A 19,870-nucleotide genomic window follows, 5' to 3' on the forward strand; every position below is an offset into this window, starting at 1 on the left:
CGCGGCCGGAACCCCGCTGGTGGAACGGTGCCCCGGCCGCGCGCGGATGACCCTGTGCGCCAGGGATTCAGCGGGGCCGGTTCACCAGTTGACGGGCAGCGTGTGGACGCCGTAGACGGCCATGTCGCTGCGCATCGGGATCTCCTCCGACGGCACGGCCAGCCGCAGCTCGGGGAAGGCCTCGATGAGCTTCGCGAAGCCGATGCGCATCTCCACGCGCGCGAGCTGCTGGCCGACGCACTGGTGCACGCCGTGCCCGAAGGCCAAGTGCCCCTGGGCGTCCCGGCCGACGTCGAGCGCTTCGGGCCGCTCGTACTTGTGCGGGTCGCGGTTGGCGGCCTGGAGCACCACGGTGACGTGCTGCCCGGCTTTGATGAGCTGCCCGTCGATCTCGGCGTCCTCTTTGGCGATGCGCATGATCCCGTTGTGCGCCACCGTGAGGTAGCGCAGCAGCTCCTCGACGGCGGCGGGCATGAGGTCGGGTTCGGTGCGCAGGCGCGCGAGCTGGGCGGGGTTCTCCAGGAGCGCGAACGTACCCAGGGCCAGCATGTTCGCGGTCGTCTCGTGCCCGGCGACCAGCAGGATCAGGGCGATGCCCGCCGCCTCGACCTCGTGCAGGTCCTCGTCGGCGGCGAGGACGCTGAGCATGTCGTCGCCGGGTTCGGCGCGCTTGGCCGGGACGAGCTGCATGAGGTACCCGAAGATCTCGGCCATCGCCTTGTTGCGGTCCTCGACCGAGAGCGAGAGGTCGAGCATGTTCGCGGAGTTCATCTGGAAGGCGTCGCGGTCGGCATAGGGGACGCCGAGCATCTCGCAGATGACCAGCGAGGGCACCGGGAGCGCGAACTCCTTGACCAGGTCGGCGCCGGGCCCGGCCGCGCGCAGGGCCGCGATCGCATCGTCGACGATCGCGTTGATACGCGGCTCGAGGTCCTTCATGCGCTTGACGGTGAACACGCCGGTCACCTTGCGGCGCAGGCGGGTGTGCTCGGGCGGGTCGAAGAACAGGAAGAACCCGGGCGGGACCTGCTCGGAGATCGAGACGAACACGTGCGGCAGGTCGGTGGGCGAGTGCGTGAACCTCTCGGCGGTGGAGAAGCGCGGGTCGGCGAGGACCTTGCGGGCCTCGGCGTGCCCGGTGACGAGCCAGCCTTCGAGCTCGTCGGGGTAGTACCTGATGGGCCGCAGCGGCTTCGACTGCAGGTCCATGAGGCCTGCGGGCGGGTCGTAGCGGGTCTCGCGCCGGTAGGGCATGCCGTGGGGCAGCGCTTCAGCGGCGGCGTCTTCGATGGCGGTGTCTTCAACAGACATGCGGGAACTCCTGGGAGTGCGGCAGCACGGTCGCCGAAGCCGGAGTCGATTGCGGCACAGGGCTTTTCGGTGCGTGCGCCGCAGCCGACCACGATCTCGTGGTCCCCACCACATCGGAGCTTAGGGCCGAACGCACTGGCGCGCAACAGCCCCTGGTGTTCCTGTCAGGAACCCGACACCGCTCGTGCGTTCCCTTGTGGCTGCGGCCTACAGGAGTTCGAGGAGTGCCTCGATGTACTGGGCGACGCCGTCGTCGTTGTTGCCCGCGGGGGCGATCTCGGTGGCGGCGGCCTGGACCCACGGGTGGCCGTTGGGCATCGCGACGGAGTGCCCGGCGGCCTCCATCATGCTGAGGTCGTTGGTGGCGTCGCCGAAGACGAGCACGTCGGACCAGCCGATGCCGAACTTGTCGAGCACGACCTGGATGCCGGCGGCCTTGGTGACGCCGACCGGGCAGACCTCGAGCATCCCGACGCCGGACTCGGTGACGGTGACGAGCGCGGGGTCGATGACGTCCTTCGCGGCGACCAGCAGCTCGGGGCCGGTGAACTGGTCGGACACGAAGTAGCCCTTGACCATCGGGCCGGTGAAGGCGACGTCGCGCGGCGCGGTCTCGAGGGTGACGCCGGGCCAGGGCCAGTCGGGCATGGCGTCACCGGTGATGTGCCGCGCGGGGTCGGCGGGTTCGGCGAGGGCGCGCACGGGCCCGACCTCGGCCTCGATCAGGCGCAGGGCCTGGTGGAGCACTTCGCCTTCGACGGAGCGGTCGGCGAGCTCGACGACCGTGTCGTCGTAGCGGCACTCGTAGACGAACGCGCCCTGGCCGAGGACCAGGAAGTCGGCGGAGGGGACGTCGTTGCGGCACATGTCGAGCAGGCGCGGCCCGCGCCCGGTCGCGCCGACCAGGATGACGCCCGCGGCGGCCAGGCGCTTGAGCGCGGCCATGGTGCGGGGTGAGACGGTCTCGTCGGAGCGGACGACGGTGCCGTCCAGGTCCGTCGCCACGAGCCGGGGTGCCCGGTCCAGTTGGATCATGTGTCCTCCTCGGGGTCTCGCTGCGATCGGGTCTAACACTGCCACATCGGTCAGTTCGGAACCATTGGCCCGCTTGGGCTCGGCGGCATCAGAACCACCGCGCCAGCACCTTCGCCACGCCGTCCTCCCACACGGAGGGGGCGACTTCGTCTGCGGCGGCCCGCACTTCGGGGACCGCCTGGCCCATCGCCACGGCCCAGCCCGCCCACGCGAACATCGTGAGGTCGTTGTGGGCGTCGCCGAAGACGACGGTGTCGGCCGATGATACGCCGTAGTGGGCCGCGATCCGGGCGATCCCGGTGGCCTTGCTGATGCCGGGCGGTCCGATGTCGACCCAGCCGTTGTAGCCGACCTCGACGTGGTAGTCCTTCGCGTCGAGGGAGGCTCCGGCGGCGAGGCGCATCGCCTGCGGGCAGCGCTCGGCCCCGCCGTAGCGGTTGTTGGAGTCGACGCGGGCGACCAGGCGCGGGGCGGGGCGCGAGACGAGCTCGTCGATGGTGATCTCCCCGGCCCAGCGGGCGGGGAAGTCGCGGCGGAAGCCCTTGGTGTGCCGCCAGCCGTCCAGGTCCCATTCGACCGCGAACTCGACGTTCGGGTCGGAGGCGAGGAACGCCTCGACCGCGGTGGCGGCGTCGACGGTGTTCTGGTGCGAGATCGCGCGGGCGCCCAGGTCGTACTCCCCGGCGCCGTGCGAGGCGGACGCGAAGCCCTCGTCGAGCCCCAGGTCGTCGGCGGTGTGCACGGCGCCCCAGATGGCGCGGCCGGTGACGACGGCGACGGGCACACCCGCGTCGCGGACGGCCTGGAGGGCGTCGATCACCGCGCGGCTGGGCTTGGTGGCCTGCTGGTCGTGGTAGTCGACGACCGTGCCGTCGAGGTCCACGGCGACGAGCTTCGGGGGCGTCTGGCGGGGCTCGGCCGGGGCGGCGGGGGCGGTTGTAGGGGAGTCTGGCACGCGTCAACCGTAACCCCGGCCGGGTGAACACCGGGGTACCGAGCGTTTGAACTCACGCCGCCGCGCTCATGACAAGCTGCAATCACACCAAACCCACCCATCGGGGCGGCTTGCGGCATACGGTTCGACTATGGGCGAGATCATGATCGAACGCGTCTACGACTACCGGCAGGACCCGCAGCGGGCCGGGGCCGTCTTCCTGGTGGACCGGCTCTGGCCGCGCGGCGTCAGCAAAGAGGACCTCGACGGGGTCACCTGGGCGCAGGACGCAGCGCCGTCGCCGAACCTGCGGATCTGGTTCGGCCACATGGCCGACCGCTTCGAGGAGTTCACCGGCCGCTACCGGGGCGAGCTCGACGGCCACCCCGACCGCGCCGAACCCCTCCTCGAGGCGGCCCGATCGGGCCCGGTGACCCTCCTCTACGCCGCCAAGGACACAGAGGTGAACCACGCTCTCGTCCTCAAAGCCTGGCTCGAAGAGCAACTCGCCGAGTAAGCGCACTGTCGTACCCCCGTGTCAGGGTTTAGACCGGGGGCCCGCAAATTCGTCGGTACGCCAAAACAACCGGAAACGCCCGTTTGGCAAGTTTGTCGGACCCTCATGCCAGGGTTTAGACCGGGGGCCCAGAGGTTGGTCGGGTCGCCGAATCAACCGGAAACGCCCGAAACAACGCGGCCCGCCGACCTTCCGGTCGGCGGGCCGCTCACGTTTCTCGCCTACTTCTTCGGCTCGAGCACTTCCTTGCCGAGGAACGGCTGCAGTGCCTTCGGCACCGCCACCGAGCCGTCCGGCTGCTGGTGGTTCTCGAGGATCGCCACGAGCCAGCGCGTGGTCGCGAGCGTCCCGTTCAAGGTCGCGGCCACTGCGTTCTTGCCCTGCTCGTCGCGGTACTTCACATTCAGGCGCCGCGCCTGGAACGTCGTGCAGTTCGAGGTCGACGTGAGCTCGCGGTACCGCCCCTGCGTGGGCACCCACGCCTCGCAGTCGAACTTGCGCGAAGCCGAGGTGCCGAGGTCGCCCGCGGCGACGTCGATGACCCGGTACGGCAGCTCCATCTTCTGCAGCATCCGCTCCTCATAGGACAAGAGCTTCTCGTGCTCGGCCTCGGCGTCCTCGGGCTTGCAGAACGAGAACATCTCGACCTTGTCGAACTGGTGGACCCGGATGATGCCCTTGGTGTCCTTGCCGTACGACCCGGCCTCGCGCCGGAAGCACGACGACCAGCCCGCGTACCGGCGCGGCGCGGTCAATTCGCCCAGGTTCTCGCCCGAGTGGTAGGCCGCGAGCGGCACCTCCGACGTACCGACGAGGTACATCTCGTCCCGTTCGAGGTAGTAGATCTCGTCGGCGTGCTCGCCGAGGAAACCGGTGCCCTCCATGGCCTCCGGCCGCACGAGCACCGGCGGGATCATCGGCGTGAACCCGGTCTCGACGGCCTGCATGATCGCGAGGTTGAGCATCGCGAGCTGCAGCAGCGCGCCGTCGCCCGTGAGGTAGTAGAAGCGCGCGCCGGAGGTCTTCGCGCCGCGCTCGGTGTCGAGCAGGCCGAGGGCCGTGCCGATCTCCAGGTGGTCCTTCGGGTCCTCGAACGCCTTCTTCTCGCCGACCTCGCGGAGCACGACGTAGTCGTCCTCGCCCCCGGCCGGGGCGCCCTCGGCGACCAGGTTGGGGATCGACTTCCCGGCCGCGTCGAACGCGGCGGCGGTCGCGGTCACGGTCAGCTCGGCGGCCTTGACCTCCTCCGAGAGGGTCTTGGTGCGGTCGAGCAGCGCCTGCTTCTCGTCGGCGGCGGCGCCGGCGATCCGCTTGCCCAGGCCCTTCTGCTCGGCGCGGAGCGTCTCGAAGGACTGGAGGGCACTGCGGTGGTCGCGGTCGGCGGAGAGCAGGGAGTCGACGGCCTCGACGGAGGCACCCCTCTTGCGCTGGCTGTCGCGGTAGGCGTCCGGGTTGTCTCGCAGTGCACGCAGATCAATCACGTGACCAGATTACCGGCCAGCTCACCGCGGCCCCGAGCGCATATTGTGGGCGTGTGGCGGTCGATATGGGCGAGGCGGAATTCGAGGCGGCGGTGTCGGACGCGCTGGACGCGGTCCCGCAGGAGCTGATGGCGATGCTCGACAACGTGGTGATCCTGGTGGAGGCCGAGCCCGACGGGCCCGAGAAGGACCTGCTGGGGCTCTACCAGGGGACGGCGCTGACGGACCGGGGCTGGGAGTACGGCGGGGTCCTGCCGGACACGATCACGATCTACCGGGGTCCGACCCTGCGGATGTGCGCGTCGCCGGAGGAAGTGGTCGACGAGGTCGCGGTGACCGTGGTGCACGAGATCGCCCACCATTTCGGGATCGAGGAGGACCGCCTCCACGAGCTCGGCTGGGGCTGACCCGCATCTGCGGCCGTTTCCCTGTAACGGTCTCGTAAATACGAGTCGTATCGGCTTTGAGTCCTCGTATCCGCGAGGTTAAGCTGAGGCCGTGACGACGTTTCGCATCGGGGAGGCCGCCGAGCTGCTCGGGGTCTCCGCCGACACGGTCCGGCGCTGGATCGACTCCGGGCGCCTCGCCGCGTCCCGCGACGACCAGGGGCACCGGTCGGTCTCGGGCGCCGACCTGGCCGCGTTCGCGCGCGAGCGGGCCAGCGCGCCCGACGCGGGGGCCGGGACCTCCTCGGCGCGGAACCGGTTGCGCGGCATCGTCACCGCGATCACCAAGGACCAGGTGATGGCGCAGGTCGACCTGCAGGTCGGGCCGTTCCGGGTCGTCTCGCTCATGAGCCGCGAGGCCGTGGACGAGCTCGGGCTCGAAGTCGGATCGCTGGGGACCGCGGTGGTGAAGTCCACGAACGTGGTCGTCGAACGCGCGGACCGCTAGCCCCCTCTCTCGAAGGAGTTCCATGCGCGCCAAGGCAGCCCTCGCCGCGACCGCAGTCTTCAGCCTCGTCTCGCTCGCCGCGTGCGGTGCGGACGGGGAGGCCGAGGCCGGGGGCGGCACGGTGACCGTGTTCGCGGCCGCGTCGCTCACCGAGGCGTTCACCGAGATCGGCGACCGGTTCGAGGCCGGGCACGACGGGGTCCAGGTCGAGTTCAACTTCGCCGGGTCCTCCGACCTGGCCGCGCAGATCACCGAGGGCGCTCCAGCGGACGTCTTCGCCTCCGCCGATCAGTCCAACATGGACAAAGTGGTGGAGGCCGGGGCCGCCGACTCGCCTGCCGCTTTCGCCCTCAACCAGCTCGTCATCGCCGTCCCCGAGGGCAACCCGGGCGGCATCACGGGCCTTGCGGACCTCGCCGGGCTCGACTTCGCCGCCTGCGCCGAGGAAGTGCCGTGCGGGGCCGCGGCGCAGACCGCGCTCGGCGACACCGGGTTCACGCCCGTCACGTACGAGGCCGACGTGAAGTCGACGCTGCAGAAGCTCACACTCGGCGAGGTCGACGCCGCGCTCGTGTACCGCACCGACGCGATCGCCGCCGATGACGAGGTCGACGCCGTCGAGTTCCCCGAGTCCGCCGCGGCCGTGAACACGTACCCGATCGCCGCGCTCGCCGACGCCCCGAACCCGGACCTGGCCGCCGAGTTCGCCGCGTTCGTCCTCGCCGACGACGCCCAAGCGGTGCTCGAAGCCGCGGGATTCCAGCGCCCATGACGCTAAGGAACGCCATGCCCGCCAAGCGAAGCCGTCGGCGCCGCCGCGTCCCGGCCGCGCTCCTGGCACCGGCCGTGATCGGCCTGGCGTTCCTCATCCTGCCCCTCGCGGGCCTGCTCGCACGCGCCCCCTGGGCCGAGCTGCCCGCCCGCCTCGCCGAACCGGAGATGCTTGCGGCCCTTCGGCTCTCGCTGCTCACTGCGACTCTCGCGACCGTGCTCTCGCTCGTGTTCGGCGTCCCCATCGCGTGGCTGCTGGCGCGCGGCGAGTTCCCGGGGCGGAGCGTCCTGCGGGCGCTGGTGACCGTCCCGCTGGTGCTGCCGCCGGTGGTCGGCGGCGTCGCGCTGCTGCTCGTGTTCGGCCGCAGCGGCATCATCGGGTCGTGGCTGTACGAGCGGTTCGACGTGACGATCCCGTTCTCCACCACGGCGGTCGTGCTGGCGATGACGTTCGTGTCGATGCCGTTCCTGGTGGTCTCGGTCGAGGGCGCGCTGCGCGGGGCCGACGTCCGGTTCGAGGAGGCCGCGGCGACCCTCGGGGCGGGCCGGTGGACGGTGTTCACGCACGTGACGCTGCCGATGGTCGCCCCGGGCGTGCTCGCCGGGGCGGTGCTGTGCTGGGCGCGGGCGCTCGGCGAGTTCGGGGCGACGATCACGTTCGCGGGGAACTTCCCGGGGCGCACGCAGACGATGCCGCTCGCGGTCTACCTTGCGTTGCAATCGGATCTGGAGGCCGCGATCGTGCTCAGCCTGATCCTGCTGGCGGTGTCGGTGATCGTGCTGGCGTCGCTGCGCGACCGCTGGACGGCAGCCCCGTGAACGATCACGAAGGCCTAGACGCGCACCTCGTGGTGGAGCGGGGCGCGGCCGAGCGCGGGTCGGCGCAGGGGATGTTCCGGCTCGACCTGCGGCTGCGGGTCGCGCCCGGTGAGACCGTGGCCCTGCTGGGCCCCAACGGCGCGGGGAAGACCACGGCGCTGCGGGCCCTGGCCGGGCTCGAGGAGCTCTCGGACGGCCATATCGCGCTGAACGGCGAGACCCTGGACCGGCCGGGCACGCGGGCGACCGGTTCGCGGGCAGCGCGAAGCGAGTCGCAAATCGATGGGCCCCCGAACAATAACCCTGACATACGGGTACGACACTCCCCTCCGGACGGCGTCGAACAGAGCCGCGGTGGCCGGTGGGTGGCGCCTGAGGCGCGGCGGATCGGGGTGGTGTTCCAGGACTACCTGCTGTTCCCGCACCTGACGGCGGTCGACAACGTCGCGTTCGGGCCCAGGCGCAGGGGCCTGGGGCGGGCCGAGGCGCGCACGCTCGCGGCGGACTGGCTCGGCCGGGTCGGCTTGGGCGAGTTCGGGAAGCGGCGGCCGAGGCAGCTCTCGGGCGGGCAGGCGCAGCGGGTGGCGCTGGCGCGGGCGCTCGCGACCGATCCGGCGCTGCTGCTGCTCGACGAGCCGCTGGCGGCACTCGACGCCCGCACCCGGCTCGACACCCGGGCGGAGCTGCACCGGCATCTGGCGGGCCATGCGGGTCCGGCGGTCGTGGTGACGCACGACCCGGTGGACGCGCTCATGCTCGCCGACCGGCTGGTCGTGGTCGAGGACGGCCGCGCGGTCCAGGAGGGCGACGCCGAGTCGGTCACCGCCCGCCCGCGCACGGACTACATCGCGCGCCTGGTCGGCCTCAACCTGTACCGGGGGAAGGCGGAGGGCCGCCAGGTCCGCCTCGATAGCAGTACCCGTGACACAACCCCAACGGATACTGCAACCGCTGGGTCAGCCGCTGATACCTCGGCCATGACGTTGGTCGCCTCCGATCCGCTCGACGGCCCGGCGTTCGCCGCGTTCGCGCCGAGCGCGGTCGCGCTGTACCCGTCGCGTCCGGACGGGAGTCCGCGGAACACTTGGCGCGCAACGGTCTCGGGGGTCCACCGCCACGGCGACAACCTCCGCGTCCAGCTCGACGGGCCGCTCAAGGCCGCCGCCGACGTGACCCCGGCGGCCGCCGCCCAGCTCCGGCTCGAGCCGGGCCGCGAGGTCTGGGCCACAGTCAAGGCCTCCGAGATCCGTACCTACCCCGCCTGACGAGCAGCGCCAGCGTTAACGCGGCCGCGCTTTCCAGCGCCCCGCGCGGGGCGGGGGCCGTTCGCGGGCCGACCGCGCTGCCGCCGCCCGAAGGGAGTCCCGCTTCGTCGCGGGCCACGCGGTTGATCACCGGCAGGCAGACCAGGACGATCGCGATGGACACGATCCCGACCGCCGCGAAGGCGGCCTGCACGTCCATCACGACCGAGAGCGCCCCGCCGAGCAGGAACCCGACGAGCTGCGCCGCGTTCACCCGGCCGCCGACGGCCGCGTTCGCGCGGCCCCGGAACGCCTCGGGGACCCGGCGGGCCACCGCGATGCCGAGGGCCGAGTTCTCCCCCGCGTTGAAGATCCCGCCGATCAGGTTGAGCGGCACCAGGAGCAGCACCGTGAACAGCGGCATCCCCTGCCCGAAGCACACGAGCCCGACCCCGGCGAGGCACGCCATGAGCAGCCACGCGAGCTGCACGTCCCGGTCGAGCCGCCGGATCACCGCTGCCGCGATCCACGCGCCGCCGACCATCCCGAGCGTCCAGCAGGCCTTGATGAGCCCGTACATCGACTCGGTCGCGCCGTAGACCTCGCGCACCAGGAACACGCTGAGCACGTTCACCGCGCACATCGCCGCGATCACCGCGCTCAGCCCCAGCACCATCGCCGTCAGCAGCCGGTCATTGCCCAGCCGCCACCCGGTACCACTGGTCGCCTTGTGCGCGTTCAGATCGCGACGCACGCCGCCGCGCCGCGTGCGGATGTCGCAGCACAGCAGCACGCGCGCCACCGCGCACCCGGCCGCGAGCGCGAGCGCCGCGCCGACGCCGCTCGCGCCGATGAGGAACCCGGCGGCGGCGGGCCCGGCCGCGAGGCCGACCAGCGTGCCGGTCTGGACGAGCGCGACCGCGTGCGGCAGGTCCTCCCGGCGGGCCATCGCGGGGACGAGCGCGCTCACGACCGGCTGCAGCACCGCCGTCCCGGCAGCGTTGACGATCACGAGCGCGAACAGCCCGTACAGGCTGTCGGTGAAGGCCATCGCGATGATCGCGGCGGTCTGGACGAGGCCGGAGACGGCCATGAGCGCGCGGCTGTCGAAGCGGTCGGCCATACGCCCGGTGAGCGGCGCGAGGAGGACCAGGGGCAGGGTCGCGCAGATGATGAGCGCGGCGATGGCGATGCCGCCGAACCCTTCGGACTGGAGGCGGAGGGTGAGGGCGAAGTCGGCCGTGAACATGGCGGTTCCGGCCAGGAACGCGCAGGTCGCGGCGGTGTAGACGTCGGACCAGCGGGTCCCGTCGAGGAAGGATGTGAAAGACATACTTCGAAACTACTCTTTCATATCGAGATGCGAAAGAGGTTTTTCAGATTTTTCGAAGTTTTTCTTTCAGACCCCGGGAGCGCCCCTCACACGTTCGGGAACAGCCGGAGCATGTACCGGAAGATCATCGTCCCGTCGTCGGCGTCGCCCTTCTCCGTGTACTCGTTGCTGCGCTGCACGTACTCGTCCATCAGCTCGAAGAACTTCACCCGGAACTCCAGCAGCTCCTCGGGCTTGAGCCGGAACCGTCCGCTCGCCATCGTCGACAGCTCCTTCACGCCCGGATCGATCTGGTGCCGGACCTGCAGCCAGCGCTGGAACGCCCGCTGGTGCTCGTTCGCGAACGCCTCCACCATCTCGCGCTCGACGACCTGGGCGCTCTCGGGCGCGTCCGGCTCGGCGCTGATCTCGAAGCTGTGCAGGCGCAGCCGCCACACCCGCTCGCGCGCGTCCCCGCGGCTGGGCGCCTCCTCGATGAACCCGGCCTTCGCCAGGGTCCGCAGGTGGTAGCTCATCGCGCTCGGGGTCATGCCCGCGACCTCGGCGATCTCGGTAGCGGTCGCGCCGTCGAAGCCCTCGATGCGGCGGGTGCCGAGGAAGTCGAACACGGCCATGCGGGCCGGGTGGGCGAGGGCCTTCATCCGCTCCGGGTCGCTGATCCGCTCCTGGTCCATCTTGGACACCGGCGGGCGCGGCGGCACCGGGGGCGGCGGCGCGGCGGGCGGGGCCGGCGGGCGCGGGACCGCGCGGTCGTCGTCGCCTATCGCAGGCTCTGAAGCAGGTGTTTCAGACATGGCTCAAGCTAACCACGTCCCGCGTGGCGCCGCGGCGAGGACGCCGCCCCGCTAGTTCACGCGCCCCCGGCGCGGAGGCGGTCGAGCCAGGCGGCGGCGTCGGCGAAGTCGGTGTCGCTCAGGCCCTCGGGCGGCGGGACGGGCCTGTCGGAGTGGTCCCTGGGATAGGAGCCGAGGTAGCGGACGTCGGCGCAGATGCGGCGCAGGCCCATGAGGGCCTCGCCCATGCGGGCGTCGGCGAGGTGGCCGGTGCAGTCGAGGAAGAACGCGTACCGGCCCAGGCCCTCGCCGGTGGGGCGGGACTCGATGCGGGTGAGGTTGATGCCGCGGATGGCGAACTCGGTGAGCACGCCGAGGAGCGCGCCGACCCGGTCGTAGTCGATGTAGACGACCAGGGAGGTGATGTCGTTCCCGGTGGGTTCCGGCGGGGCCGCGGGGCGCACGACGTGGACGAAGCGGGTGGCGGCGTTCGGGTTGTCGCCGATGTCGAAGGCCTGCACGGGGAGTCCGACGGCTTCGGCGGCGAACGGCGGGCACACGGCGGCGTCGAACTCGCCGTCGGCGGCCCGCTGGGCGGCCTGGGCGGTCGAGAGCGCCTGGTGGACGACGGCGTCCGGGAGCTCGCGGCGCAGGTACTTGCGGACCTGGGCGAGCGCCACGGGCATCGAGGCGACGGTGGTGATCTCGCCGACGGGCTTCGCCGACGCGAGCACGAAGGTGATCGGGAGGACGACCTCGCCGACGATCACGAGGGGGTCGCCGTCGACGAGCTCGTCGACGGTGACGGTGACCGTGCCCTCCTGGGAGTTCTCGATCGGCACGAAGCCCGCGTCGACCTCGCCGCGGCGCACGGCGTCGAGGACCTCGAAGATCGAGGACATCGGTGCGGCGGTGGCGGTCTTGGCGGCGGGCAGGCGCCGGAGCGCGGCCTCGGTGAAGGTCCCGCGCGGGCCCAGATAGGCGAACTCCATGGTCCAACGCTAGCAAGCGCAGCCGGGCAGGGGCCGCGAGCTGCGGCTTCGGTCGGGCGGCGCCGTTACGGATGAGACGGCGGTCTCATGGGCGACCCGCCGTGGACGGAGATCCCGCTGTCCCGTATGCTTGTCGAGCCCAAGCGGAATTCCGCGGTGGTAAGCCCAGAGAAATCGGAATGCGACTCTCAAGGTTGTATGCCAGGATCACTGTGCGCCCCCATCGTCTAGGGGCCTAGGACGCCGCCCTTTCAAGGCGGTAACACGGGTTCGAATCCCGTTGGGGGTACAGCCCAGACGCGGCGCCGGTCACACGGTGAGCGCCTGGTATAAATAAAGAGGTCTTAACGGCCTTGTAGGACACGCAAGTGTTCGACCAAGGTCCCGTAGAGCAGCTAGGAGTGCTCGCCACCCTGTCAAGGTGGAGGTCGCGGGTTCAAATCCCGTCGGGACCGCAGTATCGAAAGCCCGCCGATTCGTCGGCGGGCTTTTTCGTTGCCCTGGACGGCTTCGGCCGTGCGCGCGAACCGCCGAGGGCGCGGACCGGAGGCCCGGCAACCTGGTGGACACCTGGGACCGGGCGCGGGCGAAGGTGATCCCTTGATCGTGAGCGAATTTCAAGGCGCGTTCACCGTGGGTTCATTTTCTTCGTTAACCTTGTGATGTATGACGAATAGTGACCCTGTTCCCCTCGTTGAGACCGGTTTGCCGCCCGACCGGTTCCTCGACCGGGAAGAGAGCTGGCTGCGGTTCAACGGCCGGGTGCTGCGCCTGGCCCAATCCCCCGAACTGCCGCTGCTCGAACGGGTCAGATTCCTCTCCATCTTCTCCAACAACCTCGATGAGTTCTTCATGGTCCGCGTCGCCGGGCTCATCCGCCGCCTCGCCACCGGCCTGCCCGTGCGCACCTCCACGGGCCGCTCGCCCCACCGCGTCCTCACCCGCATCGCCGGTCTCGCCCACCAGCTGAGCATCGAGCACGCCGAGTACTTCCGCGACGAGATCGCCCCGCTCCTGGCCAAGGAGGACATCGCGATCGTCCGCTGGGACGACCTCGAGGACGCCGAGCAGGCCCGCATGCACGAGCTGTTCCGCACCCGCATCTACCCGGTGCTCACCCCGCTCGTCGTCGACCCCGCCCACCCCTTCCCGTACATCTCCGGCAAGTCCCTCAACCTCGCCGTGCAGGTCCACGACCCCCGCAACGGCACCACCCGCTTCGCGCGCGTCAAGGTCCCGCCGCTGCTCCCCCGGTTCATGGCCGTCGCGCCCGGCCGGTTCACGCCCCTCGAGGACGTCATCGCCGCGCACCTCGCGCAGCTGTTCCCCGGCATGGACGTCCTCGGGCACCACACGTTCCGCGTCACCCGCAACCAGGACCTGGAGATCGACGAGGACATCACCGAGAACCTCCTCCAGACCCTCGAGCGCGAGCTGCTGCGCCGCCGCTTCGGGCCCGTCGTGCGCCTCGAGGTCGAGGACACCATCGACACGAAGGTCCTCGACCGGCTCATCGCCGAGCTCGGCGTCGACGAGCAGGTCGTCTACAAGCTGCCCGGCCCGCTCGACCTCGCCGGGCTCGACGCGATCGCCGACCTCGACCGCACCGAGATGAAGTACCCGCGCTTCCGGCCCTCGGAGAAGGTGCTGCCGCCGGACGCCGACATGTTCGCCGTGATGCGCGACCGCGACGTCCTCGTCCACCACCCCTACGACTCGTTCACCGCCTCGGTCGAGCGGCTCATCGAGGAGGCCGCCGCCGACCCGAAGGTCCTGGCGATCAAGCAGACCCTGTACCGCACGAGCGGCAAGTCCCCCATCGTCGACGCCCTCATCAGCGCCGCCGACGCCGGGAAGCAGGTCGTCGTCGTCGTGGAGATCAAGGCCCGCTTCGACGAGCAGGCCAACATCGACTGGGCGCAGAAGCTCGAGCAGGCCGGGTGCCACGTCATGTACGGCATCGTCGGCCTCAAGACCCACTGCAAGCTCGCGCTGGTCGTGCGGCAGGAGGCGGACGGCACGCTGCTGCGCTACAGCCATGTGGGGACCGGGAACTACCACCCGACGACCGCGCGGCTGTACGAGGACGTCGGCATCCTCACCACCGACCCGGAGGTCGGCGAGGACGTGAACGCCGTGTTCAACCACCTCACGGGCTTCTCGCGCGACGAGGACTTCCACCGGCTGCTCGTGGCCCCGCACTCCCTGCGGCCCGGGCTGATCGAGCGGATCGAGCGCGAGATCGAGAACCACCGCAAAGGCCTGCCCGCGCGGCTGCGGTTCAAGTGCAACTCGCTCACCGACGAGGGCATCATCGACGCCCTCTACCGGGCGTCCCGCGCCGGCGTCCCGGTCGACCTGTACATCCGCGGCATCTGCGTGCTGCGCCCCGGCGTGCCGGGCCTGTCGGAGACGATCCGCGTCAGGAGCGTCCTGGGGCGCTTCCTGGAACACTCCCGGGTGTACGTGTTCGAGAACGGCGGCGACCCGGAAGTATGGTTGGGCAGCGCGGACCTCATGCACCGCAATCTCGACCGGCGGGTCGAGGTGCTCGTGCGAGTCGAGGGGGACGCCCACCGCGCGCAGCTGACCTCGCTGCTCGACCGCGGTATGGACGCCGACATCCGGACCTGGAGGCTCGGCCCGCTGGGGCTGTGGACCCGCCAGCGGAGCGGGAGCGACCTCCAGGAACAACTCATGCAGGAGCACCGTTGACCCAACCAGAGATCTTCGCCGCCGGCGCCGTCCTGTGGCGCGAAGGCGAAGCGGGGCCCGAGCTGGCCCTCATCCACCGGCCCAAGTACGGGGACTGGACGTTCCCCAAGGGCAAGCTCAAGCGCGGCGAGCACCTGCTCGCGGCCGCGCAGCGCGAGGTCTTCGAGGAGACCGGCATCCGCCCGGTGCTCGGCCGCCCGCTCGCTCCCTCCTTCTACGACAAGGAGGGCAAGCTCAAGCGGGTCGACTACTGGTGCGCGACACCGGCTTCGGACGAGGATGTGGTGGACGAGGCGATCGACCCGCGCGAGGTCGACGACCTGGAGTGGGTGCCGCTGCCCCTCGTCTCGGAACGGCTCACCTACGAGCGCGACCAGCCGGTGCTGGCCGATTTCGCCCGCGAGGTAGCGCGCGCTACCGTCCCGCTGGTGTTCGTGCGGCATGCCGTTGCTATGTCCAAAGCGGACTGGTTCGACCAGGACGAGCTGCGGCCCTTGAACCAGCGCGGCCGTGAACGCGCCCAGCAGCTCGAGGTGCTCCTGTCGGCGTACCCGGCGGGCCGGGCGTACAGCGCGACGAGCGCGCGCTGCCTGGAGACGCTGCTCCCGTATTGCGCCGCCGAGGGCGTCGCCGTCTCCGGCCTGCCCGAGTTCACCCTCGGCACCAGCAAGCCCACAGCCGCCAGCGCCCGCCTCGACGAGATCCTGGCGTCCGGCGAGCCCGCGGTCGTCTGCGGCCACGGCGAGCACATCGACGAGATGATCGCCTACGCCAGCGGCCGCCTCGGCACCCAGATCCCCGTGGGCCCCTTGGAGAAGGGCGCCTTCGTCGTCTTCCACACCGCCGAGGGCCGAGTGGTAGCAACCGAGCACCACGACTGACCTCTTCGAGCAGACAGTCGGTTTTCCGACAATTGCACGTCTTCGGGGGTCACCCACTCGTTTCACAGGAGAACCACGAAACGAAGGGATTCCCCCCGATGCCAGGAGAGGCGCACGAACTCATCGTGCAGGCGATCCAAGACGAGCCGCTGACGGCGGCTTGGCTGATGGACCTCGCCGACAACGACAGGCGGTTCGCCGTCTGCACCGGTGCCGAGACACGTTCGACCTCGGTCGGCTCCATAGGAAGGACCGAGCGGCGGGCCGACGCCGTGGTGATCCTGAAGTTCCCGAACGAGGAAGACCGGATCGTCATTGTCGAGGTCCAGAACGAATGGAAGGACGAGAAGCACTTCCGGCTCCCCGGATACATGACACGTATTTTCGAGGACCACCGACTGCCGACCGAGCTGGTGCTCGTCTGCCCCGATGACAACGTGGCCGGGAAGTATCGGAAGGGCATCCGGATCGGCCCGGACAACACCATCAAGGTGCATACCGTCGGGACGTCGGACTTCCCGAAAGAGGGTGACGCGGAGCTGCTGCCGACCGCATCCGCGGCTGTGGTCACCGCCGTCTGCGGCAAGTCCCCGAAAGGTCCCAAAGCCGAACTGTTCATCTCGACACTCGACCGCCGTCTCGGTACCATCGAACCAGGGCGAGCGGCCGATTACATCAAGAGCCTGCTCACGATCCTGGGCGACGAGCCCGCCCGAATGCTGGAGGACCTCATGCGCACGCAGACCCGCCCGTACCACTCCGAATACAGCGACAGCCTGCGCGAAGAAGGTGCACTCAAGGCGTCGCGCCGCATCCTTGTCAGCATGCTCGAAGCGACTCAGACCGGCATTACGGCCGAGCAACGCCAGCGCATCGAGGCCACCACCAACCAGGAGCAGGTTGAAACCTGGATCACGAAGTTCATCGCTTCCGGTTCGGCAACAGGGCTCTTCGACGAATAGCCGAAAACGTTAAGGGGGCGCGCAGCCGGTCGGCTGCGCGCCCCCATTCTTGCTGTTAGCTAGCGGGTCAGGCGGATGGTGTCGATGTAGATGCCTCCGGTGCGGAAGACGAGGTAGAGGTCTTGGGTGCCTTGGGCTCCGGTGAGGGGGGCCTCGGTGGTGGTGAAGGACTGGAAGCCTGCGGTCTTGGGGACCTCGATTTCGGCGAGGAGGGGGCCGTCGGGGGCGGCGGCGCGGACTTCGATGACGGGGTCGGCGAGGTCGGTCCAGTCGGCGGTGGTGGTGGCGGTGCGGAGCTCGATGCCGGTGGCGCCGTCCAGGATCGCGTTGGTGAAACCGACGTGGCTGCCCGCGCGGCGGGAGCCGGTGGAGTGGTAGCCGCCTTCGCGCTTGAGGGTGTGGAGCTTCGAAATCTCCCAGTAGGTGAGGCCTTCGGCGATCGTCGCCTTCTCCCAGACGTTGGCGGTCGAGGAGAGGTCGAGCGGGGCCAGGGTCTCGCCTTGGATCGCGGTCTCGGCGGTCGCGGTTCCGGCGGTGAAGCGGTAGGTGCCGGTCTCGACGATGCGGCTGCCGCCCACGACGTCCCAGACGAAGAGGTGCTGCGGGTCGACCTCGATCTCGACGCGGCGGGTCTCGCCGGGCGCGATGTCCTTGGCGCGGGCGAAGCCCGCGAGGCGGCGGGCGGGCGTGCGGTCGCCGTAGGCGGATGCAAGGGCGGTCGCGAAGAGCAGCACGACCTCGTCGGAGGTGCAGCTGCCGGTGTTGGTCACGTCGATCGCCGCGGTGAATCGCTTTGCAGCGTCCGCTGAGGACGGCAGATCGAGGGCGCCGTACGCGAACTCGGTGTAGGTGAGGCCGTGGCCGAAGCCGTAGACCGGTTCGGCCTTCGAGTACTGGTAGGTGAGCCCCGCGCTGATGACGTCGTATTCGAGCATGTCGACGTCGCTGACGCGGTAGGCCTCGGAGCGCGGGCCCGCCTTCGGGAGGGAGGACGTGTCGGCGAGCCAGGTCGAGGTGAGGCGTCCGGCCGGGGCGTAGTCGCCAGCCAGGGCCTCGGCGATCGCGGTGCCCGCGGCCTGCCCGGCGTGGGAGGTGTAGAGGATCGCGGCGACGTCCGGGTTGTCGGCGATGTCGCCGATCGCCAAGGGGTAGGCCGAGACCACGACGACGACGGTGCGGCCGGGTTTGGCGGCGGCGACTTCGCGGACGAGGTCGGCTTGGCGCGGGGCGAGGTCGAGGCCGGGGCGGTCGAAGCATTCGCGGGCGTTGACGAGCGGGTGGTTGCCGACGAAGACGACGGCCCAGTCGGCTGCGGCCGCAACGGCAGCGGCCGCTTCAGGGCCGTCCTCGACCACGGTCTCGGTGAGGTCGAGGGCGTTGCCGCCCTTGGCGAGCGGCAGCGAGCCGTCCTCGGCGAGGCGCAGGTGGTAGGGGCCGTCGGCTTCGGCGGGGATGTGGTTCACGCCGAACAGCTCCACTGTGCCGTCACCGTTTCGCAGGTAGTGGAGGTTCTGGTGGGTGAACCAGGCGTCGCCGTCTTCCATCTCGTCGTCGAGGGCGACCAGGATGGGCCCGGCGCCGCCCGCGGCGCCGATCTGGTTCTCGAAGCTCGCCGGGCCGTCGTTCTGCTGCAAGAGGTTCGCTTTGAGGAACTTGCCGGTCGCGTTGTGGCGGAACATGTGCTGTTCGTGCGCCCAGTCCCAGACCTCGAAGGTCTCGGTGCCGCCGAGGGCGTCCCCGGCGGCGGTCACGACGCCGTTGTCGGCGACGTTCAGGTACCGGCCCGCGGTCTGCAGCGCGACGGTGTCGTTGCCGCTGTGGTGGGTCACGTTGCCGAAGCGCTCGCGCAGGGCCTGGAGGGGGCTGGGGCGGCGCGCAGCGGGCACGGTGGGGCTGTAGAAGTCGCGGAGGTTCAGGTCCGCGAGCGGGCCGACCACGGCGATGCTTGCGGTCTCCGGGAGCGGCAGCGCGGCTTCGGTGTTCTTGAGCAGCACCAGTTGTTCGCGGGCGGCCTGCAGCGCGAGCGCCTGGTGTTCGGGCCGGTCCTGCGGGTGCGGGTCGGCCGGGATCAGGTTGTACTCGCACGCGTCGCCGTCGAGTTTGCCGGTGCGGACGAGGAAGTGCAGCCAGTCGCGCACCACTCGCTCCACATGGGACATGTCGACGCCGAGGAGCCCGCGCTCGACCGCCTTGCCCGCGTTCGGTACGAACGGCAGGTCGGAGCCGTCGTGGAAGTGGGAGACGCCCGCGTTGAGCATGAGCGCGGAGGCGTAGACGCCGTTCTCGTCGGCATCGATGTCGCGCCCTTCCTCGGCCGCGAGCGAAGCCGGGTAGGGCACGTCGCCGCGCGGGTCCACTTCCCAGGTGTCCCAGGGCTGGCCCTTGGTGGTGTGCAGGTTGACGCCGTCCCAGCCGTCGGGCAGGAAGAAGAACACGCCGTCCCCGGTCCACTCGTCGCGCAGCGTCTGCAGGAGCGGCGAGATGATCGAGGGCACGCCGTTGACCAGGTTGTACGCGGTCATCGCGCCCATCACCGCGCCCGCCTCGACGGGCATCCGGTAGGGCACGACCTGGTACTCGTGGTAGGCGCGCACGCCCATGGACGCGGAGCTCTGCGAGCGGTGCCACTCGTGGTTGTAGCCGAGGAAGTGCTTCATCTGCGTGAAGGTCTTGACGTACTCGGGGTGGCGCCCGCGCAGGCCCCACGCGTACGCGGTGGTCATGGCGCCGACGTGGAGCGGGTCCTCGCCGAAGCCCTCCTCGAACCGCCCGGCGAGCGGGTTGGAGCGGATGTCGGCGACGGGGCCGAACGAGGCGTAGACGTCGGTGTCGCGGGCGCGCACCTCGTGGGCGACGGCCGCGCCGACCGCCTCCAGGAGCTCGGTGTCCCAGGTCGCGCCGAGGCCGATGGCCTGCGGGAAGAACGTCGCGTCGGGCTTCTTGCCGGAGGCGTGCAGGACCTCGTTGAACTCGTTGGTGAGGCCGGGGAGGGTGTAGCCGTCGGCGAGGACGGTCTCGGGCACGCGGTTGAGGCACGCGAGCTTCTGCTCGTCCGTCATGAGGGCGAGGATCGCCTCCACGCGTTCGGCGACGGGCCTGGTCGGGTCGAGGTACACGGGAGCGGTCATGCTCGTCCTATCAGTCGGTGGCGGTCCCCTACGACATTACGACGCATGACCAGACTAATTCAAGCGGGTATCCGGTCGGC

General features: G+C 70.3%; 17 protein-coding genes and 2 tRNA genes. 11 read left to right on the forward strand and 8 right to left on the reverse strand.

Annotated features, from left to right (window positions below; genetic code table 11):
- Positions 1 to 81: 81 nt before the first annotated feature.
- From ACZ60M_RS05460 to ACZ60M_RS05470, 3 genes are all read right to left on the reverse strand, one after another.
- Positions 82 to 1,311: a cytochrome P450 gene (locus ACZ60M_RS05460; protein ID WP_465414990.1), complete on the reverse strand. Its 1,230-nt coding sequence runs from the start codon at positions 1,309 to 1,311 to the stop codon at positions 82 to 84.
- A 207-nt stretch (positions 1,312 to 1,518) separates the two neighbouring features.
- Positions 1,519 to 2,346, reverse strand: coding sequence for an HAD family hydrolase (locus ACZ60M_RS05465; RefSeq protein ID WP_465414992.1), 828 nt, complete (start codon positions 2,344 to 2,346; stop codon positions 1,519 to 1,521).
- Between the two features lie 88 nt (positions 2,347 to 2,434).
- The gene (locus tag ACZ60M_RS05470) at positions 2,435 to 3,301 is read right to left on the reverse strand and encodes an HAD family hydrolase (protein WP_465414994.1); all 867 of its coding nucleotides are present in this window, start codon (positions 3,299 to 3,301) and stop codon (positions 2,435 to 2,437) included.
- Between the two features lie 130 nt (positions 3,302 to 3,431).
- Between ACZ60M_RS05470 and ACZ60M_RS05475 the strand changes: the two genes are divergently transcribed.
- A complete protein-coding gene (locus ACZ60M_RS05475; RefSeq protein ID WP_465414996.1) occupies positions 3,432 to 3,797 on the forward strand; it encodes a DUF488 domain-containing protein in 366 nt (121 codons plus the stop codon).
- A gap of 221 nt (positions 3,798 to 4,018) precedes the next feature.
- On the opposite strand, the gene serS is transcribed toward ACZ60M_RS05475, so the two are convergent.
- The gene (gene serS, locus ACZ60M_RS05480; RefSeq protein ID WP_465414998.1) at positions 4,019 to 5,278 is read right to left on the reverse strand and encodes a serine--tRNA ligase; all 1,260 of its coding nucleotides are present in this window, start codon (positions 5,276 to 5,278) and stop codon (positions 4,019 to 4,021) included.
- A 65-nt stretch (positions 5,279 to 5,343) separates the two neighbouring features.
- Between serS and ACZ60M_RS05485 the strand changes: the two genes are divergently transcribed.
- The 5 genes from ACZ60M_RS05485 (at position 5,344) to ACZ60M_RS05505 (ending at position 9,027) form a co-directional block, all read left to right on the forward strand.
- Complete coding sequence (locus ACZ60M_RS05485) at positions 5,344 to 5,685, forward strand: metallopeptidase family protein (protein ID WP_465415238.1); 342 nt, start codon at positions 5,344 to 5,346, stop codon at positions 5,683 to 5,685.
- A gap of 91 nt (positions 5,686 to 5,776) precedes the next feature.
- A complete protein-coding gene (locus tag ACZ60M_RS05490; RefSeq protein ID WP_465415000.1) occupies positions 5,777 to 6,172 on the forward strand; it encodes a TOBE domain-containing protein in 396 nt (131 codons plus the stop codon).
- A 22-nt stretch (positions 6,173 to 6,194) separates the two neighbouring features.
- Positions 6,195 to 6,944, forward strand: coding sequence for a molybdate ABC transporter substrate-binding protein (modA, locus tag ACZ60M_RS05495; RefSeq protein WP_465415002.1), 750 nt, complete (start codon positions 6,195 to 6,197; stop codon positions 6,942 to 6,944).
- The gene (locus ACZ60M_RS05500) at positions 6,941 to 7,762 is read left to right on the forward strand and encodes an ABC transporter permease (protein WP_465415003.1); all 822 of its coding nucleotides are present in this window, start codon (positions 6,941 to 6,943) and stop codon (positions 7,760 to 7,762) included. The genes modA and ACZ60M_RS05500 overlap by 4 nt, the downstream gene beginning before the upstream one ends.
- Positions 7,763 to 7,833: 71 nt before the next feature.
- Entirely contained in the window at positions 7,834 to 9,027 is a 1,194-nt protein-coding gene (locus ACZ60M_RS05505; RefSeq protein ID WP_465415240.1) for an ABC transporter ATP-binding protein, read from the forward strand.
- On the opposite strand, the gene ACZ60M_RS05510 is transcribed toward ACZ60M_RS05505, so the two are convergent.
- From ACZ60M_RS05510 to pheA, 3 genes are all read right to left on the reverse strand, one after another.
- Positions 8,993 to 10,339, reverse strand: a complete 1,347-nt coding sequence (locus ACZ60M_RS05510; protein WP_465415005.1) for an MFS transporter — start codon at positions 10,337 to 10,339, stop codon at positions 8,993 to 8,995. The two genes, ACZ60M_RS05505 and ACZ60M_RS05510, sit on opposite strands and share 35 nt — an antisense overlap.
- A gap of 86 nt (positions 10,340 to 10,425) precedes the next feature.
- On the reverse strand, positions 10,426 to 11,133 hold the full coding sequence (locus ACZ60M_RS05515) for an ArsR/SmtB family transcription factor (protein ID WP_465415007.1): 708 nt from the start codon (positions 11,131 to 11,133) through the stop codon (positions 10,426 to 10,428).
- A 56-nt stretch (positions 11,134 to 11,189) separates the two neighbouring features.
- The gene (pheA, locus tag ACZ60M_RS05520) at positions 11,190 to 12,104 is read right to left on the reverse strand and encodes a prephenate dehydratase (RefSeq protein WP_465415009.1); all 915 of its coding nucleotides are present in this window, start codon (positions 12,102 to 12,104) and stop codon (positions 11,190 to 11,192) included.
- 216 nt (positions 12,105 to 12,320) lie between these two features.
- Here pheA and ACZ60M_RS05525 point away from each other — a divergent pair.
- From ACZ60M_RS05525 to ACZ60M_RS05545, 5 genes are all read left to right on the forward strand, one after another.
- Positions 12,321 to 12,393: transfer RNA gene (locus tag ACZ60M_RS05525), tRNA-Glu, on the forward strand.
- A gap of 91 nt (positions 12,394 to 12,484) precedes the next feature.
- Positions 12,485 to 12,559: transfer RNA gene (locus ACZ60M_RS05530), tRNA-Asp, on the forward strand.
- 211 nt (positions 12,560 to 12,770) lie between these two features.
- Positions 12,771 to 14,819, forward strand: coding sequence for an RNA degradosome polyphosphate kinase (locus ACZ60M_RS05535; RefSeq protein WP_465415010.1), 2,049 nt, complete (start codon positions 12,771 to 12,773; stop codon positions 14,817 to 14,819).
- Entirely contained in the window at positions 14,816 to 15,700 is an 885-nt protein-coding gene (locus tag ACZ60M_RS05540) for an NUDIX hydrolase (RefSeq protein WP_465415012.1), read from the forward strand. The genes ACZ60M_RS05535 and ACZ60M_RS05540 overlap by 4 nt, the downstream gene beginning before the upstream one ends.
- A 98-nt stretch (positions 15,701 to 15,798) precedes the next feature.
- Positions 15,799 to 16,662: a hypothetical protein gene (locus tag ACZ60M_RS05545; protein WP_465415014.1), complete on the forward strand. Its 864-nt coding sequence runs from the start codon at positions 15,799 to 15,801 to the stop codon at positions 16,660 to 16,662.
- 59 nt (positions 16,663 to 16,721) lie between these two features.
- Here the strand turns inward: ACZ60M_RS05545 and ACZ60M_RS05550 are convergent, their stop codons facing one another.
- Positions 16,722 to 19,790: a glycoside hydrolase family 3 C-terminal domain-containing protein gene (locus tag ACZ60M_RS05550; RefSeq protein ID WP_465415016.1), complete on the reverse strand. Its 3,069-nt coding sequence runs from the start codon at positions 19,788 to 19,790 to the stop codon at positions 16,722 to 16,724.
- Between the last annotated feature and the right edge of the window lie 80 nt (positions 19,791 to 19,870).

The sequence above is a fragment of the Glycomyces sp. NPDC050141 genome (assembly GCF_055586545.1).

What these genes read in the sequence shown, in the direction of transcription:
- ACZ60M_RS05515 (WP_465415007.1), bottom strand. Translation starts at nt 11,133, where the DNA reads ATGTCTGAAACACCTGCTTCAGAGCCTGCGATAGGCGACGACGACCGC.
- ACZ60M_RS05535 (WP_465415010.1), top strand. Translation starts at nt 12,771, where the DNA reads ATGACGAATAGTGACCCTGTTCCCCTCGTTGAGACCGGTTTGCCGCCC.
- ACZ60M_RS05500 (WP_465415003.1), top strand. Translation starts at nt 6,941, where the DNA reads ATGACGCTAAGGAACGCCATGCCCGCCAAGCGAAGCCGTCGGCGCCGC.
- ACZ60M_RS05475 (WP_465414996.1), top strand. Translation starts at nt 3,432, where the DNA reads ATGGGCGAGATCATGATCGAACGCGTCTACGACTACCGGCAGGACCCG.
- ACZ60M_RS05505 (WP_465415240.1), top strand. Translation starts at nt 7,834, where the DNA reads ATGTTCCGGCTCGACCTGCGGCTGCGGGTCGCGCCCGGTGAGACCGTG.
- ACZ60M_RS05485 (WP_465415238.1), top strand. Translation starts at nt 5,344, where the DNA reads ATGGGCGAGGCGGAATTCGAGGCGGCGGTGTCGGACGCGCTGGACGCG.
- ACZ60M_RS05550 (WP_465415016.1), bottom strand. Translation starts at nt 19,790, where the DNA reads ATGACCGCTCCCGTGTACCTCGACCCGACCAGGCCCGTCGCCGAACGC.
- pheA (WP_465415009.1), bottom strand. Translation starts at nt 12,104, where the DNA reads ATGGAGTTCGCCTATCTGGGCCCGCGCGGGACCTTCACCGAGGCCGCG.
- ACZ60M_RS05465 (WP_465414992.1), bottom strand. Translation starts at nt 2,346, where the DNA reads ATGATCCAACTGGACCGGGCACCCCGGCTCGTGGCGACGGACCTGGAC.
- modA (WP_465415002.1), top strand. Translation starts at nt 6,195, where the DNA reads ATGCGCGCCAAGGCAGCCCTCGCCGCGACCGCAGTCTTCAGCCTCGTC.
- ACZ60M_RS05460 (WP_465414990.1), bottom strand. Translation starts at nt 1,311, where the DNA reads ATGTCTGTTGAAGACACCGCCATCGAAGACGCCGCCGCTGAAGCGCTG.
- ACZ60M_RS05545 (WP_465415014.1), top strand. Translation starts at nt 15,799, where the DNA reads ATGCCAGGAGAGGCGCACGAACTCATCGTGCAGGCGATCCAAGACGAG.
- ACZ60M_RS05510 (WP_465415005.1), bottom strand. Translation starts at nt 10,339, where the DNA reads ATGTCTTTCACATCCTTCCTCGACGGGACCCGCTGGTCCGACGTCTAC.